Annotated in this window: 21 protein-coding genes and 2 pseudogenes; 11 read left to right on the top strand and 12 right to left on the bottom strand. The window is 56.4% G+C overall.

Annotated features, from left to right (window positions below; translation table 11 throughout):
- Positions 1-43: 43 nt before the first annotated feature.
- A complete protein-coding gene (locus tag MUG98_RS18270; RefSeq protein WP_265108854.1) occupies positions 44-532 on the top strand; it encodes a hypothetical protein in 489 nt (162 codons plus the stop codon).
- Positions 532-1467, top strand: a complete 936-nt coding sequence (locus MUG98_RS18265) for a tyrosine-type recombinase/integrase (RefSeq protein ID WP_265108853.1) — start codon at positions 532-534, stop codon at positions 1465-1467. The genes MUG98_RS18270 and MUG98_RS18265 overlap by 1 nt, the downstream gene beginning before the upstream one ends.
- Positions 1468-1899: 432 nt before the next feature.
- Here MUG98_RS18265 and MUG98_RS18260 read toward each other — a convergent pair whose 3' ends face one another.
- From MUG98_RS18260 to MUG98_RS18250, 3 genes are all read right to left on the bottom strand, one after another.
- On the bottom strand, positions 1900-2124 hold the full coding sequence (locus MUG98_RS18260) for a hypothetical protein (protein ID WP_265108852.1): 225 nt from the start codon (positions 2122-2124) through the stop codon (positions 1900-1902).
- Between the two features lie 286 nt (positions 2125-2410).
- Positions 2411-2920 carry a GNAT family N-acetyltransferase gene (locus tag MUG98_RS18255; RefSeq protein ID WP_265108851.1) on the bottom strand — a complete coding sequence of 170 codons (510 nt, stop codon included), beginning with the start codon at positions 2918-2920 and terminating at the stop codon, positions 2411-2413.
- Positions 2921-3942: 1022 nt separating this feature from the next.
- A complete protein-coding gene (locus MUG98_RS18250) occupies positions 3943-4179 on the bottom strand; it encodes a hypothetical protein (protein ID WP_265108850.1) in 237 nt (78 codons plus the stop codon).
- 270 nt (positions 4180-4449) lie between these two features.
- Between MUG98_RS18250 and MUG98_RS18245 the strand changes: the two genes are divergently transcribed.
- Complete coding sequence (locus tag MUG98_RS18245; RefSeq protein ID WP_265112486.1) at positions 4450-5280, top strand: IS5 family transposase; 831 nt, start codon at positions 4450-4452, stop codon at positions 5278-5280.
- An 869-nt stretch (positions 5281-6149) separates the two neighbouring features.
- Here the strand turns inward: MUG98_RS18245 and MUG98_RS18240 are convergent.
- The 3 genes from MUG98_RS18240 to MUG98_RS18230 form a co-directional block, all read right to left on the bottom strand.
- On the bottom strand, positions 6150-6731 hold the full coding sequence (locus tag MUG98_RS18240; protein WP_265108849.1) for a hypothetical protein: 582 nt from the start codon (positions 6729-6731) through the stop codon (positions 6150-6152).
- A 375-nt stretch (positions 6732-7106) separates the two neighbouring features.
- A complete protein-coding gene (locus MUG98_RS18235; RefSeq protein ID WP_265108848.1) occupies positions 7107-7436 on the bottom strand; it encodes a hypothetical protein in 330 nt (109 codons plus the stop codon).
- 325 nt (positions 7437-7761) lie between these two features.
- Entirely contained in the window at positions 7762-8094 is a 333-nt protein-coding gene (locus tag MUG98_RS18230) for a DUF5789 family protein (protein ID WP_074854621.1), read from the bottom strand.
- A gap of 685 nt (positions 8095-8779) precedes the next feature.
- Here MUG98_RS18230 and MUG98_RS25440 point away from each other — a divergent pair.
- Together MUG98_RS25440 and MUG98_RS18225 are read left to right on the top strand one after the other, a co-directional pair.
- Entirely contained in the window at positions 8780-8992 is a 213-nt protein-coding gene (locus tag MUG98_RS25440) for a site-specific integrase (protein WP_345779778.1), read from the top strand.
- Positions 8993-9154: 162 nt separating this feature from the next.
- Entirely contained in the window at positions 9155-9805 is a 651-nt protein-coding gene (locus MUG98_RS18225) for a DUF7979 domain-containing protein (RefSeq protein ID WP_265108847.1), read from the top strand.
- 351 nt (positions 9806-10156) lie between these two features.
- Here MUG98_RS18225 and MUG98_RS18220 read toward each other — a convergent pair whose 3' ends face one another.
- A complete protein-coding gene (locus MUG98_RS18220; RefSeq protein WP_265112565.1) occupies positions 10157-10450 on the bottom strand; it encodes a hypothetical protein in 294 nt (97 codons plus the stop codon).
- Between MUG98_RS18220 and MUG98_RS18215 the strand changes: the two genes are divergently transcribed.
- Both MUG98_RS18215 and MUG98_RS18210 read left to right on the top strand, forming a co-directional pair.
- Positions 10376-11167, top strand: a complete 792-nt coding sequence (locus MUG98_RS18215) for a DUF945 domain-containing protein (protein WP_265108846.1) — start codon at positions 10376-10378, stop codon at positions 11165-11167. The two genes, MUG98_RS18220 and MUG98_RS18215, sit on opposite strands and share 75 nt — an antisense overlap.
- Before the next feature lie 151 nt (positions 11168-11318).
- Positions 11319-12872 (top strand): ATP-binding protein, encoded by a 1554-nt coding sequence (locus tag MUG98_RS18210; protein ID WP_265108845.1) that lies wholly within the window; start codon positions 11319-11321, stop codon positions 12870-12872.
- A 184-nt stretch (positions 12873-13056) separates the two neighbouring features.
- On the opposite strand, the pseudogene MUG98_RS18205 reads toward MUG98_RS18210, so the two are convergent.
- From MUG98_RS18205 to MUG98_RS18190, 3 genes and pseudogenes are all read right to left on the bottom strand, one after another.
- A pseudogene (locus MUG98_RS18205) lies at positions 13057-13448 on the bottom strand (M14 family metallopeptidase); the annotation flags it as partial.
- Positions 13445-14062 carry a methyltransferase family protein gene (locus MUG98_RS18195; RefSeq protein WP_265108843.1) on the bottom strand — a complete coding sequence of 206 codons (618 nt, stop codon included), beginning with the start codon at positions 14060-14062 and terminating at the stop codon, positions 13445-13447. The gene MUG98_RS18195 and the pseudogene MUG98_RS18205, both read right to left, overlap by 4 nt.
- 15 nt (positions 14063-14077) lie before the next feature.
- Complete coding sequence (locus MUG98_RS18190) at positions 14078-16033, bottom strand: heavy metal translocating P-type ATPase (protein WP_265108842.1); 1956 nt, start codon at positions 16031-16033, stop codon at positions 14078-14080.
- Between the two features lie 24 nt (positions 16034-16057).
- On the opposite strand from MUG98_RS18190, the gene MUG98_RS18185 reads away from it, so the two are divergent.
- On the top strand, positions 16058-16279 hold the full coding sequence (locus MUG98_RS18185; protein WP_265108841.1) for a hypothetical protein: 222 nt from the start codon (positions 16058-16060) through the stop codon (positions 16277-16279).
- A gap of 249 nt (positions 16280-16528) precedes the next feature.
- Here MUG98_RS18185 and MUG98_RS18180 read toward each other — a convergent pair whose 3' ends face one another.
- Positions 16529-16726, bottom strand: coding sequence for a heavy-metal-associated domain-containing protein (locus MUG98_RS18180; protein WP_265108840.1), 198 nt, complete (start codon positions 16724-16726; stop codon positions 16529-16531).
- A gap of 133 nt (positions 16727-16859) precedes the next feature.
- Between MUG98_RS18180 and MUG98_RS18175 the strand changes: the two genes are divergently transcribed.
- From MUG98_RS18175 to MUG98_RS18165, 3 genes are all read left to right on the top strand, one after another.
- A complete protein-coding gene (locus tag MUG98_RS18175; RefSeq protein ID WP_265108839.1) occupies positions 16860-17450 on the top strand; it encodes an AsnC family transcriptional regulator in 591 nt (196 codons plus the stop codon).
- Between the two features lie 96 nt (positions 17451-17546).
- A complete protein-coding gene (locus tag MUG98_RS18170; RefSeq protein WP_265112485.1) occupies positions 17547-20171 on the top strand; it encodes a heavy metal translocating P-type ATPase in 2625 nt (874 codons plus the stop codon).
- A complete protein-coding gene (locus MUG98_RS18165; protein ID WP_265108838.1) occupies positions 20168-20614 on the top strand; it encodes a hypothetical protein in 447 nt (148 codons plus the stop codon). Before MUG98_RS18170 ends, MUG98_RS18165 begins: the two co-directional genes overlap by 4 nt.
- Positions 20615-20670: 56 nt before the next feature.
- Here the strand turns inward: MUG98_RS18165 and MUG98_RS18160 are convergent.
- A pseudogene (locus tag MUG98_RS18160) lies at positions 20671-21224 on the bottom strand (DoxX family protein).
- Between the last annotated feature and the right edge of the window lie 115 nt (positions 21225-21339).

Below are 21339 nucleotides of genomic sequence, written 5' to 3'. Positions count from 1 at the left end.
GTACTAGTCCTAGACACGGGTTCGCGACGGAGGTCGATCGTAGATGACGTGGAAGGATTCAATGGGGGTCTCGGAGTCGACGGCCCGGGTCCCAATCTACTGCCCCGAGGAAGAGAAGGAGACGTGGAAAGAGGAGGTCGAGAACCAGGGCTACAAATCCCTGAGTACCTACTTCTTCGAACTGATTCAGGAGGCCCGCGCCTACAGAGAGGCGGGATTCCTCTCACACCAACAGAACGAGGAACGCATCGAGGAACTCAACCAGCGGATCGAGACCCTCGAAACGCAACTGGAGAAGAAGGAGCAACGGGAGAGTGGTAAGGTACAGATAGACGATCCGGAGTTTCTCTTCCGGTTTATCGACACCCAGCACAAAACCTTAGAGGAGATTCTCAAGGCAATCGTGGAAAGCGGGGCGCTGAACGACCTGATACGGAAGCCGGTTGAGGACCAGTTGTACTTCCTCGCAGCGCAGGATCGCGTCGAGTACAAACAGGGCCACGGCTGGAAACTTAAGGGAGGTGAGGAGTAATGGCTGACGACTGGGAGCGCCAGGTCTTCGACAACAAACACAGCGAAATCCAGGAGTTCCTCACGAGCAAGCAAACGATGGGCCGGAGTCCGCGAACCCTGAACGAGTACAGCCGTGTCCTCAAGAAGGTCTACCACGAGCACTTCCCCGACCTCGCCCCGGCTGAAACCGAGGTTCGACACATCGAAGAGTACGTCGCCATCCTCGACGACCGAGGATTAGCCTCCAATACCAAACGCCGGTACCTCGAATGCCTCTCGGCCTTCTTCACATGGGCGATGAAGCGACCACGGTTCGAGGAGATCACGGGGAATCCCGCCGCGGTCGTTCTCGAAGAGTTCCCACGGGAAATCAGAACTCGACCGGACTGCGCCACCTGGGAGAACGGGAAGCAAATCATTCACAACATCACCAACCCGCGGAACAAGACTATCGCCATCGTCCTCGCGAAAACCGGGTGCCGGCTGACTGAAGCCCTCGAGATCGAGTTGGACGACCTCATGCTCGAGGAAGGGTTCATCAGGCTCAGGAAACGGAAGGGCGGCAAACAAACGGTCGTCCCTATCGACCAGGAAACCATCCGTGCGATTGAACGGTTTATGTATGTCCGCCCGGACGATCCCGGGACGGACTACCTCTTCGTATCAATCCGTGGAGACCGGGTCAGTCGGGAACGCGTCCGGAGAGTCATCAGGAAAGCCGCGGTCGACGCCGGGGTGATGCAGGAGGGCGAGAAACGGTTTCACAAGAAATTCACCCCACACACCTATCGAACGGTCTTCACCACGTTGATGCGGAACCAGGGGATGAGCGACCACGTCCTCCGGTACATTCGTGGCGACAGCAACAGCGAGACCATGGACATCTACACCCGCGTCGACAGGAACGAAGCCCGGGAAGATTACCTCGATTGCATCAAACCCTTGAACATCTGAAGGAGGTGAGAATCACCGATCGATCACGAAATCAACGAGTGGACGGATAGAGAAGGCAACCTACTCGGAGCATCAGTCTTCTTGACTCCCGAAGAAGTCGAGAAGCTTCGAGAGGGGGAACCAGTCGTCATCCGACCTTAGAACCGCCGCACAGCGTACAGTCGCTCGATTTCAAACCTGGATTCAAACCTGATTCCTCCGCTATTGGCTTCCGATTCTAACCTGGCTTCTAACCTGGCTCCGCCTATGGCCGTGGAAAAGAAGAGGGCTCTTACCGGACTCAGTGAAGCAGTAGTGTCTGAGTTGTGTCACAGTCTCTCGTGATGAATACAAGGTGCGAATGTGGCACGAGTAGGGGCCGACCAACGTGGACTGGTGGTTGTTCAACGCAGCGTATGTGATTCGCAGAGATAGGGCAATCGAGCTACTTAGCTATCGTGTTTCAACCGAGCGATTGTTGGCTGACTGTCCATTCACAGCTGTCTCGATACCAGTAAATAACCCGTGAGCGGTTATGTACAAACCAAAGATGATCAACATGCCAGAGAACAGGAAGAGGAAGAATACCTCGCGGTAGGCTGTTGCTGCCACGACGTACATTAAATAAGCAAATACAACGCCCGTCGCCGCTTGCAGAGAGGGTATTTCGTAACCCATACTCTCAATCGATACTCAACCGGGAAAAGGAATTCCTTTTGAACGAATATATGCTTTTGAATTATGAAATTCTCCTATAGTTCCGGGCATTTCAAGGCTCAATTCGCGGGTTCCCTACCGGGTAATCCAGAATCAATGGACAAAGAACCGAAGTTGCTGTGCTCCATACAACCTCTGTATCCAGCACGCATCTCTTGACAGCGACTCGGGAGTTTGGACAGAGTCTGCTGAAGAGACAGCGCGTGTCAGCCACGGGCCAAGAGCGAAATCCAGGTCGACCTGGATACTACAGTTCCTTTTTCATCTTGACGACGCGTCCTGTCACGCCGGTATCCTCGTGTCTGGAGAACTCGTGGACGTACTCGGTGACGCGGTCGTACCCATGAGCCTCGTAGAACGGAACTGCGGGCAGCGAGGCTGAGAGGCCCAGCACCGAGACGCCCTGCTCGCGGGCCCGCCGCTCAAGTTCCGCGTAGATTTCCGTCCCAATCCCTTCGCGGGCGACCCGCGGGAGTACGTAGACGGCAGTGACCTCTGCTCCGACATCAATCTCATAGTCGTCTAACGCCTCCCACTTCAGAGATCCGAACCCCACAACGACACCGTCGCGGTCGGCGACAACGTAGTCGAGTACGTCACCCTCAATCGCTGCCGTGTAATCGGCAGTCTTGCACCCGCTGGCCCATGCCTCGACCTGACGTTGACCGTACGCCTCCGGCCCGAGGCCGATGATCGACGCGTAGTGGACTATCCGCACCGCCTCAGCGTCCACTGGTTTTGCGTCACGAACGTGCATGCTGAGGTGTTAGACGAGTGGCAACAAATGAATTCGGACGCTCAGACGCCGACGCCGACCACAAAATCCGGGTTAGCGTCCTCCGGCATGACAGACCTGCTAAATCTATCCGCTGTATGCAGCACGCCAGTTCTGACAACAACTCGGTAGTTGATCCAAGCTCTGCTGAATACAGAGCGCGAATGTGGCACGAGATTGTGACCGATCTACGAACGTGGTGATCGCTCAGTACAGGGAAACAACATAGCACGCCAATTTGTATCGGACAAAATCAGCTAAGAAGAGCATCTGCCAGAGTAGATGCCACGAGCTGTAGAACAAAAGGGGGTCAAATAATGTAATGATAGAGCGTTCACAGAATATGCATCGGAGTCAAATCAAGCGTATCCTCGAGTTTTTCGTCATAGGGATCGTATTCGGTGTAACCGAAGACATTCTTGCAGTCTTGATCGCGACTGATGCAGAACTTACATTTGACATAGTTGGAGTGGTAGTCCTGATTGCAATCCCATTTGCTATTATCTCAGAACTCATTGTTGACCATCCAAAGTTCTTAGCTTTCGACAGAATATCGATGTTAGTGAATTCGTCAATTTTCGGTCGCTCTAGTATCCAAAACAGGAATACGCCCGGTAACCTTCAGGAAGAGACTGCTCCGTGGCCACACCATCAGTATCACTGTGATATCTGTAACACTGAGTTTGAAACAGGAGCATTACTCCAAGAGCATCTTGACCGCCAACATACCGGTGTACATATCTATTGGTCTATTCACGCCGATGAAGCAAGGTAGTAGCGTAGTGTGGCGTTCAGTTCGCAGATGTACTGCACAGCTGGTTCACTGATTTCAGCGTGAAACAAACGAAGCTATCGTACTGAACTCATACTCTGTATTCAGCACGCCGTTCTTGACAGCAGATCGGCAGATCATTCAGTTTCTGCTGAATAGAGGACGCGAATGCCGCACGAAGACTAACTCGATTTACGAAGGTGGTGATCGCTCAGTACAGACAGTCAACGTATCACTCGCGTTGCCAGATGTAGACCGCGAACGCTAGTAACCCGCCAAAGAACGTCGTTATCAGTAATACACCAACGGCGAGCGCCCACAGTGCAGCGTTCTCGTCCCCGCGTCCATCTGCATCGGTGTACACCCAGTAGGCCAGAACGAAGCCGAGTACGACAGGAACGACCAGAAAAATTCCGAATAAGACCAGTAGTTCGATACCACCGGGAAATCCGAACTGAAGGGGGACCATATATTCTTTTTTGCGCTAAGTTCACAAAAAATGTTCGAAGCGTCCGGTGGTCAGTTCGGATATCTACAGAACGGCTGGTTCATTGGCCTCGGAATAAAACAAACAAAGCCGTCGTGCTGAACGCATCCTCTGTATTCAGCACGCCCCTCTTGACAGCAGTTCGGTAGCTCGATCAGGTTTTGCTGAATAGAAGGCGCGGGCCGTGTTTAGACGCTAGTAATATTGCCTCTATGTCGGGAATTCTAGGAAATGAAGCGAGCACAGGTGGATGTGCACTCCAAACTGGCCCGCTTCACCGAACGATGCGTCGAATTGTCTCAAAAAGCTGTCGGAAGCGGTTCGAAAGAACCTCTCAGCAAAGGAAAGGGTGGCTACGCTGATTGGGTGATCGTAGCGATCCATGGTCTTCGGGAATACCTCGATCACTCCTACCGACGGTTGCTAGACGTTCTTCGAGAAATGCCAGCTATTGTCGCCAAACTCGGCCTTTCACCGGATGAGTTGCCGGACTTCACCACCGTTTGTGTTCGAAAACAGGATCTCAAGATGCCCGTCTGGCGGATGCTGCTGCAGCTGTCGGCGGAACTATTCGATACCGGAGAGGTACAAGCAATCGACTCAACCAGCATCGCTCATCGCTCGTCCAGCCACAACTACGCAAAGCGCGTCAAAGGAACGTTTGAGTCGGTTAAAACCGCTATTCTCGTAGACTGTTCTACGCGAGCTATTCTCGACGTACACTGCTCAATGAACCTACCACATGACACGCAGATTGCGTGGCAAGTCCTGAAAAGAAACCTCAGCAACGTGGAAACCGTCGTCGCCGACAAAGGGTTTGATTGGGATGAACTCCGGCAGATGCTGCGAAACGAGGGAATTAGACCGGTGATCAAGCATCGTGAGTTCTACTCACTCGACGCCGCACACAATGCTCGGATTGATGATGAAACCTACCATCAACGGTCTATCGCAGAATCGATGTTTTTCGCGTTACGCAAGCGATTCGGTTCAACACTTAAGGCAAGAACGTGGTTCGGACAGTTCCGCGAACTCGTCCTTAAGGCCGCCGTCAGAAACATCGAACAATCGCTCAGGGCCTAACTCAAATGATTTCGACCATCTAAACAAGACCGAAGGCGCGTATCTTTCATCCCACACTCACTGGTTGGTGAGTTCGTGGCGCGGTGTTTCGGTCATCCCGCCCATCGGGCTTCTCAAACAACCAACTCACAAAAAACACTTATTGACTATCGCACAAATCTTGTGCATGAACCGTCGTGCCCTCCTCACATCGCTCAGTGCGCTCGGTATCTCGGGTCTTCCCGGGTGTTCTAGTTTTCTAAACGACGACGTCCCCGCTGGGAGTCTCCAGTTCGAGAATCAAGATAACCTCCCACACGTCATTGGAATTTCGGTCGTAGGCGTTGGCGCTGAATCAGAGACGGACTCTGATGGATACAGCGTCTCTGGTGACGTGACCGTTCCACCTCAGCAACGAGAATTGACGGCCTCGTCGTCAGTCGCTCCCGGTGAGACGCAGACGTTCAAAAATATCTTCACTGAATCCGTCTACTACTTGGTTGAGTTCACACTCAACGGCACGGTTCCCGAGACAGGTGGGCAGATTCCATTCAATCCGTCACCGTCTACGCGAGAGTACGACAGCGTTTTAGGCGGAGTTGTATACGCATCTGGTGAGTTTTCGTGGCGAGTGAGTTCGACGGACAATGCTGGTCGATTCAAACAATAGGGCGAACACCCCTGTGGCAAGTGATAGATGCATCCTCTGTATCTTGCACGTCCATTCTGCTAACTGCTGGATAGGTCGAGCGAAGCGTGCGAGATACAAAGCGCAGATCTTGCAGAGTGGAACCGAATGAAACGGTCGGTAACTATGCACACAGAGGTACCGGCGAGACGCCCAACTCATCAGCTTCGATGGACACCACTGAGACGCGATTGATCGTGTTCTACTGGGTCTGTGTTGATGCGAGCACACGTGTAATATAGGCTCGTTTCCAGAGTAGCCAGCCTCCGTAACTGACCGCACTCAATCCAAGAACGGTGAGTCCGACCGCGTCCCAATTCGTCGTATCGAGAGCGCAAGCCAACGTTTCACGCGCACATGACCCGAACAGTTCTTGTGCAAATGCGCCCACGTATACCAGTCCAATTCCGACGGCTACTGACGTGATGGCGACCAATTTCTTCTGCATGAGGGTCCGCTTGGTAGGTGGATTGGCAATAATCGCCTCCCGAACGTCTGCCCGCGGCCCGGCCAACTGTGAGAAAATCGCAGCTCCGAGTAAGAAAAGTGCAGCAGGCGCGATCACGAATCCGATCGACATCATCCCTACAATCGAAAGTCCCGTCAACAGGAGCGCGGCCACCCAGACGAGCAGTGTCCGGTTCATCCACGCGCCAATCCCACCGACGAGGGCGAAGAGAACGCTGAGCATCACGATCCCAGCAAAGAACACATCTGCGAGTGGATTCGGAAGCAGGAGATACGTCACTGCGATGGTGGCAGAAAGGATGGCGAGCACGCTCAACAGGCGACTGACTGTTTGACTGGTGGAAGCCTGGAGTGCGGAGACCGTACACGATAGTGTCGGCCACACTACTTATATAGACGGGTTGGCAGTTCTACGATCTACCGTACCCTCCAACGGTCTTCCCATCATCAGTCACATGTTCCACGATACGTACACACTCTGTAGTTACCGATTTGCGGAACTCTCCCTCTGAGTCGGTCACGTCGTTTCTGACAAGAATCAGGTGGTTTGTTTAATGTGTGCTGAACTCAGGGCGCGAATGTAACACGAGATTCGGTTCGATTTGCGAAGGCGGTGATCGCTCAGTAGAGGAAAGACAAATAACAAATCATCACCGTCGTGCGCGAATGTGCCCGTCCAGTAGGTAAGTGTTCAACAGTTTGGACCGCAGAGGCCGTAGAACTGCGACGTATAAGCCGTGACAGCGGTGAAGACGGCGAAAGCGACAACAGCGATAACACGGGTCGTGCCACGAGCGTAGAGACGTCGAGCGACGAGCGTGGGGAACAGAGTGAGAATTAACGCGGGAACGACGGCCATAAAGACGAGATCGGGCGTGAACGTGTCGAGTCCAGTTTCATCGAAACCAATCATCGAAGCGAGTTGGATGGGAATGAGGAGGACGAATGTGAGAACCCAAGCGAGTGCAAAGCCGGTCTCCCGGAGACCGATATTATCGATGACCGATTGATGTGACGGCATGAATAACCGATAGAGAGAAGGTATTAAAAAGGAGAGGGATGATTCATCGGCCATTCAAAACGAAGTGAGGGGCTCCCATTCCTGATGCGTCTCCGCTGCTCAGTACGCATATTTACTGAACGGCTGATTCATTGGCTTTGGGATGAATCAAACAAAGCCGTCATGCTGAACTCGTCCCTGTATGCATGACAACATTCGGGTATAATTTTCAACCGTTGCTGAATAGAGAGCGCGTATCTCGCACAGAATTATTTCCTGATTCGACCAGATCGGATCGGTCAACACAGGCGGTCTAATTTGTGAGATGAGTGTCTTGGGGATTGTGCTATCGGCCTATGAGTCCCAGTATCCGTCTGCGAACGTCCTCGGCTGAGTCATATGTTTGGTCATCAGTTGAAGAGAGTACCTCCTCCAGGGGTTTCTTGCCGCCCTGAATTTCAAGTTCATAATCGCCATAGGCCTCAACCAACTCAGTTGTCGTGGTTGGATAGTCGTGCGATTTGAGCGCTTCATCAAGATCACCAAGCCGCACGCTTTCGTCATCAAACAGCGGCTCCTTTTCATCGCCGCGGGCTTTAGCCTCCTCTAATTCTCGCTCACGCTGGCGATTCTCTTCACGATCTGCTTGCTCATCTCGACCCTGTTTATCATCTGCCATATACAACAATAGGAGATCCAGACGAATATAACTCTCGGCGGTTGGTTCGCAGGCACATTCTATCGGCTAGTTCAGGATTCATTTGGAGAAAATAACGTAGCCCTTGTGCTGACTCCATCCTCTATATTCATCGATACCGAACAATCTCGATTTTGAATAGTTTCTCTGGGAACCGCGCACACTTCTGGCTGTAATGACACAGCATCAGTCTGAGTCATCAACGTGGGCGAAGCGACATCGACGAGCATTGACGACACGACATTCTCACGAAGATGTCCTCACCGACCGGGAGTTCGAGTTGTTACTCGAAGCCTGTTCGGAGTTACCCAGTCCCCGTGATTTCCAAGCACGGTTCATCTGTCTGGTCGCAGGTCGGCTCGGACTCCGTGGGGGCGAGATCTCACATCTCAATACCGACTGGTTTGACTGGGATCGAAAGCTTCTCCAGATTCCACAGTACGAGCCGTGTGCCTGTGGGTACTGTCGTCGCCAAGCAGCTTAGGAAGCGAACCACTGTGACGACCTCACCGAGAACGAGGCAGTAGAGGCCCGGTGGCACCCAAAGACGGTCTCGTCCGCGCGGGCGATCCCGTTCGACCTGTCTTTGCGTCTCGAATTGTGTCTCGAACGTTTCGCCAATCGTTACGATTCGTTTCCACATTCGCGCTCAACGATCAATAGGCGGGTGAACGAAGCAGCCGAGTCTGCCGATCTTCGAGGGCGCGTCTACCCACACTGTTTGCGAGCAACCGCTGCGAGCTATCACGCTTATCAGGGAGTTGCGCCAGTTCCTCTTCAGGCCTTGATGGGGTGGAGCAATCTCGCCACCGCCCAGAAATACATCCGGATTTCCGGAACAGCGACCGCAGATGCACTCTGGCAAGCGCATCACCGATAACTAACAGTCTACTCACGATTCTTGTAGCCTCTGCTGCATACAGGGCGCGAATGTGGCACAAGATTCAGGTCGATTTGCCACGCTGGAGATCGCTCAGTACAGGGTAAGCACGTGTCATTCAGCACGACAAAATATTTACTAAGACCAACAGAACATCGCCTCATGGATTCATTCACCCCCTATCATCTCCCCGTGATCCTTCTTGCGCTTCTCGGAGTGAGTGCTTTGGTACTGGGAGGATCGATGATGTATGGAGTTTCTGAATTTAATCCAGAATATCATTATTCAGTAAATGAGTATGGCGAATCATCGTCGAACTCTCACAGAGAGGTTATCCAATTTACTGACCTTTCCGAAACTGGCCAAGAAGTGTTCTTGGAAGCGTTAGACAAAGGAAGATATACCACGAATCAAGAGCTTTCAGAGTTCACTATTAGCTCTAAGTATCCGGATGAGAAGCGTGTAATATATCAGGATCAGACCTACGTCTTCAAGGGAAGTACGGATTACAACAGTTGGTGGGTACTCGTTTTCATAATCTACGGGTTTATTGCAGGGCTGGGTGTGATCGCTATGCTGCTTGGAGGCTTCTCGATGAAACACAATCGGTTTAAACTCCCCACTACCGCGCTCTCTGCTGCTCTTGTTATTGGTCTCCAACTGAACATAGAGTTAGAACTCATTGAACAACTACCCAGAGTCTCTGGAACAATATTTTTGGTACTCCTATGCTCCTCCGCACTGGTTTGGGGTCTTCTTTGGGGCATCGAGCGGCACTGGAGCCTGAGTTTTTCACAGCGAATGGATCAGTGATGGACCATACCGACGAAATTCCCGTCTCTTATCTCGTATCTTACGACATAATATTATCAGAGACATCTGCTACATTCGCACTCCTACGTTGCGGCTGTTTTGTTACTGACCTACTGGAACAAACGATGACCATTTGCTGAATACATCCTCTGTATTCAGCACGCTGTTCTTGACGGAGATTGGATAGCTTGCAATCCGCAGCGTTATTCACCTGACCTGAGCAATCCGCCCCGCTCTCGAACTGGGGCGCGACCGTGCCGTCAGCGCAGTGACGGCGCCGCGATCGGTGGAGGCGGTGAGCGGCCGGGTGCCGCCGTCACCACACGGTGGGGCCGGGCCTCGGCGGCACCGTTACGGCCGACCAGCAGGGTCGCCTTCCGCGCGGCGACGGCGTCCGCGCTGCTCGCGTACCAATCCGGCCCGTTCGATCGCCGTCACGACGAGGCTGTCCACGCGATCCGCCGGGAGCTCGCGGAGTGGGAGACGGTTCCGTGGCGTGATAGCCTCTGGACTGATGAAAGCGATCCACAACTCGCGGGTGAGGTCTCCAGCAACGACGAGTTCTACAACGTGATTCAGTACTGCGACATCCTCGAGGCGATCGGCCACGGCGTCGAGCAACACGATTTCGATCCAGAGGGTCACGTTTCACTTTCCGAGACACGGCACAGGATGAGCGCCAAAATTGGTCTGGAGCAATCGATCGAGCCACGGGACGGCGACCGGATCGAGTTACAGCTCCACGCTCGATCCGGTCACTCGGGATACCACGGCGTCAAGTACGATATCGGGGCCGAACGCCTCGTCTGTAGCAACGGGATGACCGCGTTCGTCGCCGAACACAGCTTTGAGCAGACCCACGGCGACCCGTTCCAACCACAGTTGGCGTACCACGCCGTCGACTCGATGGTGGACGGTGTCGACACGGTCGAACAACGCCTGGAAGAGGCCCAGGAACGCGAACTCATGAACCTGGACGAGGCATTGCTCGTGCTCTACGATCTCGGGATCGACGAGCCACTCGAGAACCCAACCCCGGATCTCCTGACCGCACTCCACGAGGAAGTCGAAGACACTGATGCGCCAACCCTGTACGAGACGTACAACGCTGCGAGCTACGCACTCACCCATCTGACCGAGGAAGCCATCCCTAAGTATGCCCTCGACGACGCCTACGAACAAGCGGCCGGACTCCTCAAGTACGGAGACGGCATCCCACACCCAGAGATTCTCGGTGAGAATGCGGTCACGAGCCGTGCAACCCAGTTGCTCGAATCCGACGATCCTCAAACGGAGGAATACTGGGAGGGCGAAACCGAGTCCATCCGTGAGCTTCTGGACGTCCACGAGGTCGACGCCTGACCGATCTACACGAGCCGGTTACAGCGTGCGAGACTCCTAGCCAGTTACTGCCAACAGCGGTGGGGAGGAAACAGGTAGCCCGCTTGGGTTACTCCATCCGAACCACCCTCTTCCCACAGATACCCGAGTCTCGGCATCGGAACAGCTCCTTGTGCGCCGAACACAGGATCATCCACGGGTAGAACGACAGGTCTTCGCCGAAATCTTCGGCCACGCGACGGCGCTGCTGTCCGGTTCCAAGAACTACCTGATGAAACACGTGGTCACGCTCTACAAGCTCTACGACCTGTTCAACGATCGGTCGCCACCGTACCCGAGCCTCCACGAACTCGAACTCCTGATATGGGACGAGAACATCAATTACGTCCGGAAGACGTCGAACTATCGCGACACCGTCCTCAACCGATTGGACGCGATGAACCTCGTTGCCGGAACTGTCTTCGACTGCAGCCACGGTCCTGCCCTGGACACGTTGCTCGAACAGAACATCGTGTTCGAGTTCGACGGCCTCAGCCGAGACCTCCAGAACTTCTTGATGGAAATCCTCTTCGCGTCCGTCTACGAGTACCGTTTGGCTCAGAACCAGCGAGACACTGGCCTCGAACACGTCTTTTTTCTCGACGAGGGAAAGCAGGTGTTCTCCATTTACAAAGAACGCCAGGATGCCGCGGGGATCCCTGAAATCGATCAACTGACCGCGAAGATGCGGGAATTCGGTGAAGGGCTCGTCGTCGCGGATCAGGAAGCGTCGAAACTCACCGACTCGATCAAGGCCAACACCGATACCAAGGTGTTGCTGCCGACTGGCGACCAGAAACAGTTTCGTGCGATCGCGGACTCGATGGCGCTGTCCGACCGCCAGCAAGAATTCGCACAACGACTCGGTGTGGGAGAGGCGATCGTTCAGGTCGGGAATAGAGATCCGGTTCCAGTACACCTCCGGAACTACAATGTGGAGAAGACGATCTCCGATCAGGACCTGGAGAAGCACCAACGCGAAGCGTGGCAGCAACTCTCACACGAACCGTGTGAAATTGCACCCCGGTTAGATCACATGCTCAGTGGTGGACGGACAGGTGATCGGACCAGGTCGGAGTCCAGCAACGATCACGGTGATGAGGGGGTGTCCAGAGACGCTGAACTCCTCCTCGAAGACGTGGTCGATCACCCGTTCAAACCGTTGCTCGAGCGATACCAGCAGTTCCCGAGCCGCTACAAGGGAAACAAGTTGAAGAACGAGCTCGTCGATCACGGCCTCGTCATCGAGAGAAAGGTCAAAGGTGGGGATCAGCGGAAGTTACTGGAGCTCACCCAGCAAGGACGGGAGTACGTCGAGAACAATCTCGACGTCGACCCCGGATTTGAGGGCCGAGGCGGTATCGTTCATCGGTACTGGCAACACCGAATCAAAGAGCGGTTCGAAGAAGCAGGCTGGACGGCCGACCTCGAAGGTGATGATGCGGATGTCTACGTCAGCATGGGAAACACAGACCTGGCAGTCGAGGTCGCGATGGAAAACAATCCACGGGAACTGGAGCACGTGGAAAAACACCTGGAGAACGATGTTGCTGTCTGGATCGTCTGTCGAACCGAGATCGTCAAAAAAGGACTACGACAACGGATAGCGGAACGCGATATCCAGAGTAAGCAGATCACGCTTCACCTGTTTCAGGACTTCAGCGAAACTAAGACACTCCCCGAATAGCCGCTCACCGAGGGTGTCATAGAACTAATCACAGCGGTTTGATTTTCCCGCGATTCGAGGAATGTTATAGTAGACTGAGCGTGCTTGTTGATCGCCGCATTCCTACCAGTTGGAGAGGGTGTTCGTAACCTCGTGCAAGATACACAGCGTAAACTGCGAATGATTTAATCGTAGAATATTTTCGGCGCAGATAGCTCTCGTTCGCGAGCCGTTTCGCTGTCGTACTCCGTGGAGTGCCGGGGAATGAGCGATTGAGGTCCTCATGGTAGATCGGGATGTAGCGCTGCTGGGCGAGAAAACCGGGCACGTTCAGTACGTGCAAACAGACAAGCGCTCCGTGGATGTCATCGGGTTCATAGTGGTCCGCGACCTCCTGAATGATTTTGATGCCGTTGAGTTCGTCGCCGTGTACCGTAGCAGTCAGAAAGACTGTCGGTCCCGCTTGCTCACCGTTGATGACTGTGACCGGAATCTCGAGCGGATCGTCGTTCCGACGGCGTACCTGAACTGCGTCTTCTCGCCCGGAGAGACCGTCTGGTCCCCAACTTCGAGCGATTGGTGGGTGTCGTCAGTCATGGGTCATCTCTCCGTGAGGCGTTGGTGTGTTCCTGTTGTACGGGCCGCTGGCTCGGACGGCCGATGAATCGAGGAACCGACTCGCGGTACGCCTCGTACGCCTCTCCGTACTGGTCTCGGAGCCACGGTTCCTCCGAGAGCGGCGCCAGCAGGAACCAGGCGATCCCGAGTAAGACCAGAACCGCTGTCATCCAAGATCCAGCGATAATCGCTCCACCGATGAGCATCGTGACGTAGCTGACGTACTGCGGATTCCGAGAATACCGATACGGTCCATCAGTGTTTAACTGCCCTTCGAGACCGGCACTCTCGCGGAATCCGAGCCGCCACACCGCCCAGAGAGAGACCAGCGCGCCAGCCAAGAGCAACAGTAGACTGGCAATCTGGAGGAGCGTCGAGGGACGGTACCAGCTCCACCAGTCGAGGTACGCCACTCCGAACAGACTTCCAACGTAGACGATCCATGCTGTCCAGCCGAGCCAGAACGTCCAGTTGCGGGTGCCGTGGGGCCAGAACCGGCCTGACTGGCTCCGGATACTCACGAGAAGCCCACCGAGCAGTATCCCTACGGACAGGAGTCCAAGGCCAAACAGCGATGTCTTGATGACGGGCATGGGTGAGATTGTGGGTTACGCAGGTACCGAGAGATCTACATTCCCTAGTCTACGGGCGTTAATCGCGACGATGATCGTCGACAGGGACATAAACACCGCGCCGATCGCCGGCGACAGGAGGATTCCAATGGGCGCGAGAATCCCCGCCGCAAGCGGGAGCGCGAACACGTTGTAGCCGGTCGCCCAGACAAGATTTTCTTGCATCTTCCGGTAGCTCGCCTTCGACAGTCGGATGAGCCGCACCACGTCCACCGGATTGTTGTCGACGAGGATGATATCGCCCGATTCGATGGCGACGTCGGTCCCCGATCCGATGGCGATACCGACGTCAGCTCTCGTGAGCGCCGGCGCGTCGTTGACACCGTCGCCGACCATCGCAACGAATTTCCCTTCCGACTGGAGCCGTTCAACCTTCGTGTCCTTCTCCTCGGGCAGCACCTCCGCGAAGTACTGGTCAATACCGAGTTCCTCGGACACAGCCCTCGCGACATCCTCGCTGTCGCCGGTGAGCATTGCCACTTCGATTCCCATCCCGTGCAGCGCCTCGATAGCCTGCCGGCTTGCTTCCCGAATGACGTCCGCCAGCGCGAACGCTGCGGCGATCTCGGATTCATCGTGGACCAGGTAGATGACCGTCTGTGCGTTCGAGCCGGCTTCCTCAGCGAAGGCAGCGATATCGTCGGGTCGTTCGATGCCGAGTTTCTCGATCAGGTTGGGGCCACCCAGATGAACCGTCTCGCCGTCGACGGTGGCTCTGACACCGAGACCGCGAAGGTTCTCGAAGTTCGAGACGCTCGCTCGCTGCACCTCCCGTTCCTCGGCAGCATCCCGGATGGCGCGAGCAATCATGTGTTCGGAGTCGCCCTCGACACCAGCGGCGATTTCGAACACGCGCTCTTCACTCCAGTCGCCTGCCGTCTCGACGCCGACGACGCCCTGTTCGCCCTTCGTGAGCGTGCCCGTCTTGTCGAACATCACCGTATCGAGGTTCCGGGATTCCTCCATAGCTATGCGGTCGCGGATGAGCATCCCGTTCTGGGCAGCGGTCGAGGTGTTGATTGCGACAACGAGCGGGACGGCCAGGCCGAGTGCGTGGGGACATGCGATGACGAGAACCGTGACCACGCGTTCGAGAACACCGATGTTGAACCCGACTGCGACGATCCACGCGACGGCCGTAATGCCCGCAACGGCGAGTGCGATGTAGAACAGCCACCCTGCTGCGCGGTCCGCCAGGAGCTGCGTGCGGGATTTGGACTGCTGGGCTTCATCAACGAGCCGCATGATGCCCGCCAACGTCGTCTCCTCGCCCGTCTTCGTGATTCTGATGCGGAGGCTCCCGTCCTGGTTGACCGTCCCGGCGACCACTTCCGAGCCGGGTTCCTTGCCCACGGACCTGGACTCGCCGGTGATCATCGATTCGTCGACGGACGACTCGCCCTCGGCGACCTCGCCGTCGGCGGGAACCGAAGCACCGGGACGAACGAGTACGACGTCGTCCTCGGAGAGTTCGGAGACTGGCACTTCCTCGGTATCCCCACTCTCGGTGACGCGCTCGGCGGTGTCGGGCATGAGCTTCGCCAGTTCGTCGAGCGCACCGGAGGCCTGTCGGACCGACCGCATCTCCATCCAGTGGCCCAGCAGCATGATGTCGATCAGCGTGACCAGTTCCCAGAAGAACGGCGTCGTCCCCTCGAGAAACAGGCTCGCGATCGAGTAGACGAACGCGACGGTGATCGCCAGCGAGATCAGCATCATCATCCCTGGCTCACGGTTCTCGAGTTCCGTTCGGGCCATCGAGAGGAACGGCACGCCACCGTACGCGAAGATCACGACTGAGAGGACGGGTGTGATCCAGACGCTTCCAGAGAACGACGGCGCCGTGTAGCCGAAGACATCCTGAATGAACTCGCTGAAGAAGATGACCGGCACCGAGAGCACGAGCGATACCCAGAACCGTCGTCGGAACATCTGCTCGTGGCCCGTGTGATCCGTATGAGCGGCGTGATCTTCGTGCCCTCCCTCGTGGACGTCCGCACCTTGGTCGTGTGCGTCGTGATCGTGTTCGCCCTCTCCAGTATGGGCGTGGCTGTGTCCGGGCTCGGCTTCGGGATCGTGGTGTGCGTGTTCGTCGGTGCTTCCGGGTTCCGTGGTAGTCTCGCCCGTCCGGTCGTGGTTCGTGTGCTCGGAGGAGTGGGGAGGCTCCGTGGTGGATGAGGGATCTGTCGCTCGCCTCCCTCCATCTGCTTCTAACTGGCAAATACGGCAGCAGTAGACGGGTCCCTCGGAATCAGTTTCCGACGAAGCGTCCCGTGTACGCACGTGGTCTAGATGGTTGATCATGGGTTGGGTGTTGGTGCCATTCCACATTATTCTGTCCGGGGCCTGATACTGCGCGGGACGATCAGGGCAGGCGGACTTGGAAGAGAACGACGGGGCGGTCGTCCGCGAACGTTCTGGGTGCTCTCAGGCGTGGGCTGTGTATCCAGCGTCTTCGACGGCTTGCACGAGGGCCGTGACGTCGGCGTCACCATCGACGCTCGCCTGTTCGGCCTCACGATCGGCAGTGACGTCAGTCACACCAGACACGTCTTGAAGTGCCTCTTCGACTGTCTGTTCACAATGGCCGCAGGTCATTCCCTCGACGGTGATCGTTTGACTCATTCCAGTGAGAGATACGGACGGCTCCTCTTTGTCGTTTGCTGCTTCGATACTGCTGTTCGAACGGCCGTGAAACGACGCATTCCAAAGTGTCTGCTGGGGAATCGTATTGTATCCTGGGTCCCTATCGCCTCGTATGCGGGACTTGGACGAAACCGACATGGAGATTCTCTCGCTGTTAGCCGAGAACGCCCGTCGCCCGTTCAGCGCGATCGGCGGGGAAGTTGGCCTCTCGGGGCCAGCCGTCTCAGATCGCGTCACACGACTCCAAGAGACCGGGGTCATCAACCACTTCACTATCGATGTCGACCGTAGCCAACTCAGAGCTGGTGTGCCGGTACTTGTCCAACTAGATATCTCATCTGAGTCGTTCGACGCGGTTCGTGAGCGGGTCAGAAACGACGACGCCGTCGAACACGTGTTCATTACGTCGGAGGGTGACCTCTGGTTCTATGGACGTGCAGAAGCACAGAACGTCCGGGCGTGGGTGAACACGCTTCTCGATGGTGCTGACTCGGTTGATTACACAGTCACGTTAGTCGACGAAGTCGAGTGGACGCCATCGATCGACGGCGTCGAGTTCGCACTCACGTGTGCCGAGTGCAGTAATACTGTGGATTCCGAGGGGGAGACGAGTCGTATTGGCGGAGAACTCTATCATTTCTGTTGTCCATCGTGTCAGAGTCGATTCGAAGATCGACACCAGCGTCTCGAAGAGGGCGTGTAGCGCTGACTTCGGTTTGGAACCGAAAGTAAACGCCGTTGATTACCCTCACTATCCAAGCAGAAACTCACCTAACGGAGTAGCCCCTCTAGTATGACAATGGAAACACGTACCGCACATCTCGACATCACAGGGATGACCTGTGCCAACTGCTCGGGGACAGTTGGCGACGCCCTGGAGTCACTCGACGGCGTCGTCGAGGCGAACGCCAATTTCGCCACGGACGAGGGCTCCGTCGAGTACGACCCTGACGAGGTATCGCTTGCAGAGATCTACGAGACGATCGAGGACGCCGGCTACGGTGCGGTGTCTGACACGGTGACCATAGGCATCTCCGATATGACCTGTGCCAACTGTGTGCAGACGAACGAGACCGCACTCGAGAACACGCCGGGTGTTATCGCGGCCGAGGCAAACTTCGCCACCGACGAAGCGCAGGTCAGGTACAACCCTGCGGACACATCACTCGACGCGCTCTACGACGCTATCGAGGACGCTGGGTACTCGCCGGTCCGTGAAGACAGCGACAGCGGTGAATCGGGTGAAGATGCTCGTGACGCTGCACGACAGGGTGAGATTCGAAAACAGCTTCGACTGACGCTGTTCGGAGCCGCGCTGTCTGCCCCGATGCTGTTTTTCCTCGCAGAGAAGTTTCTGCTCGGCGGGGGAATTCTCCCGGAGACGGTCTTCGGCGTCGAATTCGGGTGGGTCGAGTTCCTGCTAGCGACACCCGTTCAGGCTGTGCTCGGCTGGCCGTTCTACAAGAACTCGTACAACGCGCTGGTCAACAACAGGCGCGCCAACATGGACGTTCTCATCGCACTGGGTTCGTCCACTGCGTATTTCTACTCCGTTGCAGTACTGGCCGGATTGATCGCGGGGAGCTTGTACTTCGATACTGCCGCGTTGATCCTGGTGTTCATCACCCTTGGGAACTACCTCGAAGCCCGCTCGAAAGGGCAGGCAGGTGACGCCCTTCGGAAGCTCCTCGAAATGGAGGCCGAGACAGCCACCCTCGTCGACGAGGACGGTACCGAAGTGGAAGTGCCACTCGAAGATGTCACCGTCGGCGATCGCATGAAGGTCCGTCCCGGCGAGCAGATTCCGACCGACGGCGTCGTCATCGATGGGCAGAGTGCTGTTGACGAGTCGATGGTCACCGGCGAGTCGGTCCCCGTCGAGAAAGGCGAGGGCGACGAGGTCGTCGGGTCCACCATCAACGAGAACGGTGTGCTCGTCGTCGAGGCGACGAAGGTCGGAAAGGACACCGCCCTCCAGCAGATCGTTCAGACGGTCAAGGAGGCCCAGTCCCGCCAGCCAGACATCCAGAACCTCGCCGACCGCATCTCGGCGTACTTCGTCCCAGCAGTCATCGCGAACGCGTTACTATGGGGCACTGTGTGGTTCCTCTTCCCCGAAGCACTCGCCGGATTCGTCGACTGGCTCCCGCTCTGGGGAGCGGTTGCTGGCGGACCAGCCGTGGCTGGGGGCACTGTCTCAGTCTTCGAGTTCGCGCTTATCGTCTTCGCATCGTCCGTGTTGATCGCCTGTCCCTGTGCGCTGGGGTTAGCAACGCCTGCTGCAACGATGGTTGGGACGACGATCGGTGCCCAGAACGGCGTCCTGTTCAAGGGCGGTGACATCCTCGAACGGGCGAAAGACGTCGACACGGTCGTCTTTGACAAGACTGGGACGCTCACCAAAGGTGAAATGGAGCTGACTGACGTCGTCGTCTTCGATGGCGACGGACAGCCTCTCACAGACGGCGGCGACACCGCTACCGATGGCGGCCAACTAACCGCACGCGATCGTCTTAGTGAGGACGACGTTCTCCGGTTCGCAGCGACGGCCGAAAGTGGAAGCGAGCACCCGCTCGCGCGGGCCATCGTCGACGGAGCTGAATCCCGCGGTATCGACGTGACTGAACCAGACGGCTTCGAGAACGTTCCCGGCCATGGCATCCGCGCAACTGTCGGCGACAGTGAGGTGCTGGTCGGTAACCGAAAGCTCCTCCGCGACAACGGGATCAATCCTGCACCCGCCCAGGAGACGATGGAGCGTCTCGAGAACGAGGGGAAGACGGCGATGCTCGTCGCCCGCGTGCCCGCTGGCACGGACGAGGGCGAACTCGTCGGTGTGGTCGCTGATGCTGACACGATCAAAGAAAGTGCGACCGAGGCCGTGAGCCAACTGCAGGAGCGCGGTGTCGACGTGATGATGATCACCGGTGACAACGAACGGACCGCCCGCGCCGTCGCCGAACAGGTCGGCATCGACCCCGAGAACGTCCGCGCGGAGGTGCTCCCCGAGGACAAATCCGACGCCGTCGAGGCCATTCAGGACGAAGGTCGCAAGGCGATGATGGTGGGCGACGGCGTCAACGACGCGCCCGCGCTCGCGGTCGCCTACGTCGGGACCGCCATCGGGAGCGGGACGGACGTCGCCATCGAGGCGGCGGACGTGACGCTGATGCGCGACGACCCGCTCGACGTGGTGAAGGCCATCCGCATCTCGGACGCGACACTCCAGAAGATCAAGCAGAACCTCGTGTGGGCGCTTGGTTATAATACGGCGATGATCCCGTTGGCTTCACTCGGACTGCTCCAGCCCGTGCTCGCGGCCGGTGCGATGGCCTTCTCGAGTGTGTCGGTGCTGACGAACAGCCTGCTGTTCCGCCGGTACTCGCCCGACGACGACTACGAGCTGCTCGGGAGGCTCCGATGAACGGCTCGACGACCCGACAGTACGGTGCATCGATCGCCCTCGTCTCGGGCGTTTACTCGCTGATCTCGGCGACCGGCGGTAGCGGCATGATGAACTCGAACAGCGGGCTACTCATGGCACTCCTAGGCGCCATCGTGGTCGTCCACGGCGTCGCTCTGCTGACTCCCTACGCCGATCGGCTTGGCAACGCGAGCGGGCTACTGATGATCGGGTATTCGCTCGTGATGTTGCTCAATCAGACATTGGTCGGCGTTACCGGGAGTATGAACTGGGGAATGGGTGGTGGGATGGGGTCCGGTATGAACGGCGGGATGAGCGGTAGCATGGGCTCGTCGATGACTGCCGGGATGGGTTGGGACCTCGGGATGGTCGCGCTCGCAGTCCTGATGTTGATCAGCGGGATCATCATGACGAATCGCTCTAGCTCGGAGACAGGGATGTAAGCCCACCGTATGTATAATGAGTTTGTTCTCCTAGGTGAGTCTCGAGATACTGGAAATTAGCCGAGTAGATATCGTGCCCAGGGATACCGTTCGATCAGCGGAACGCCACCAATCTCGTACTGTTCGATGTACGCATCGAGACCAAGTATCCGCCCTGCCCCGAACGCGGCGACAGAGAGGAACACGAGCATGTACGCGAAATCGCCGTTGATATAGCCGTGTGCTACGTCCCAGTTCCCGAAGTAGAACATGAGCATCATGAACGCTCCCCAGAACGCGGCGAGGCGAGTGAGTACGCCGAATAGGAGGCCAAGTCCGATGAGCACTTCGCCCCACGGAACGGTGATGTTCACGAAATCAACGAACCACGGCGTGTTTCCCATCGCCACGAACAGATCTGCGAGTGGACTTCCGTTGTTTGGGACTGCCCCCGTTAGATAGCCGCCAGCACTGAAATCTCCAGAGAGAACCTTGTCGAGGCCACTCTGGAAGAACGCCAGCCCCATCATCAATCGAAGCGCGAAGATGAACCAGACACTCAGCGTGTGTAGGCGACCGCTTGCAGTGAACCCCCAATCGTACTTTCTAGCTGGACTTCGTGCGATGCCATATTATGGGCTGACTCTCGGACGACAAATAAACCCAGGCAGTACTTTGCCTCCTCAGTATCTCTAAATAGAGGCCAGCAGCCAGACACGTCACAAAGTCAGTTTGACCAGCGGCGT

It is taken from the genome of Halosolutus halophilus, from assembly GCF_022869805.1.
GTDB lineage: Archaea > Halobacteriota > Halobacteria > Halobacteriales > Natrialbaceae > Halosolutus > Halosolutus halophilus.
The sequence above is the reverse complement of the archived record's forward strand: the minus strand, read 5'-3'. Positions and strand labels throughout refer to the sequence as shown.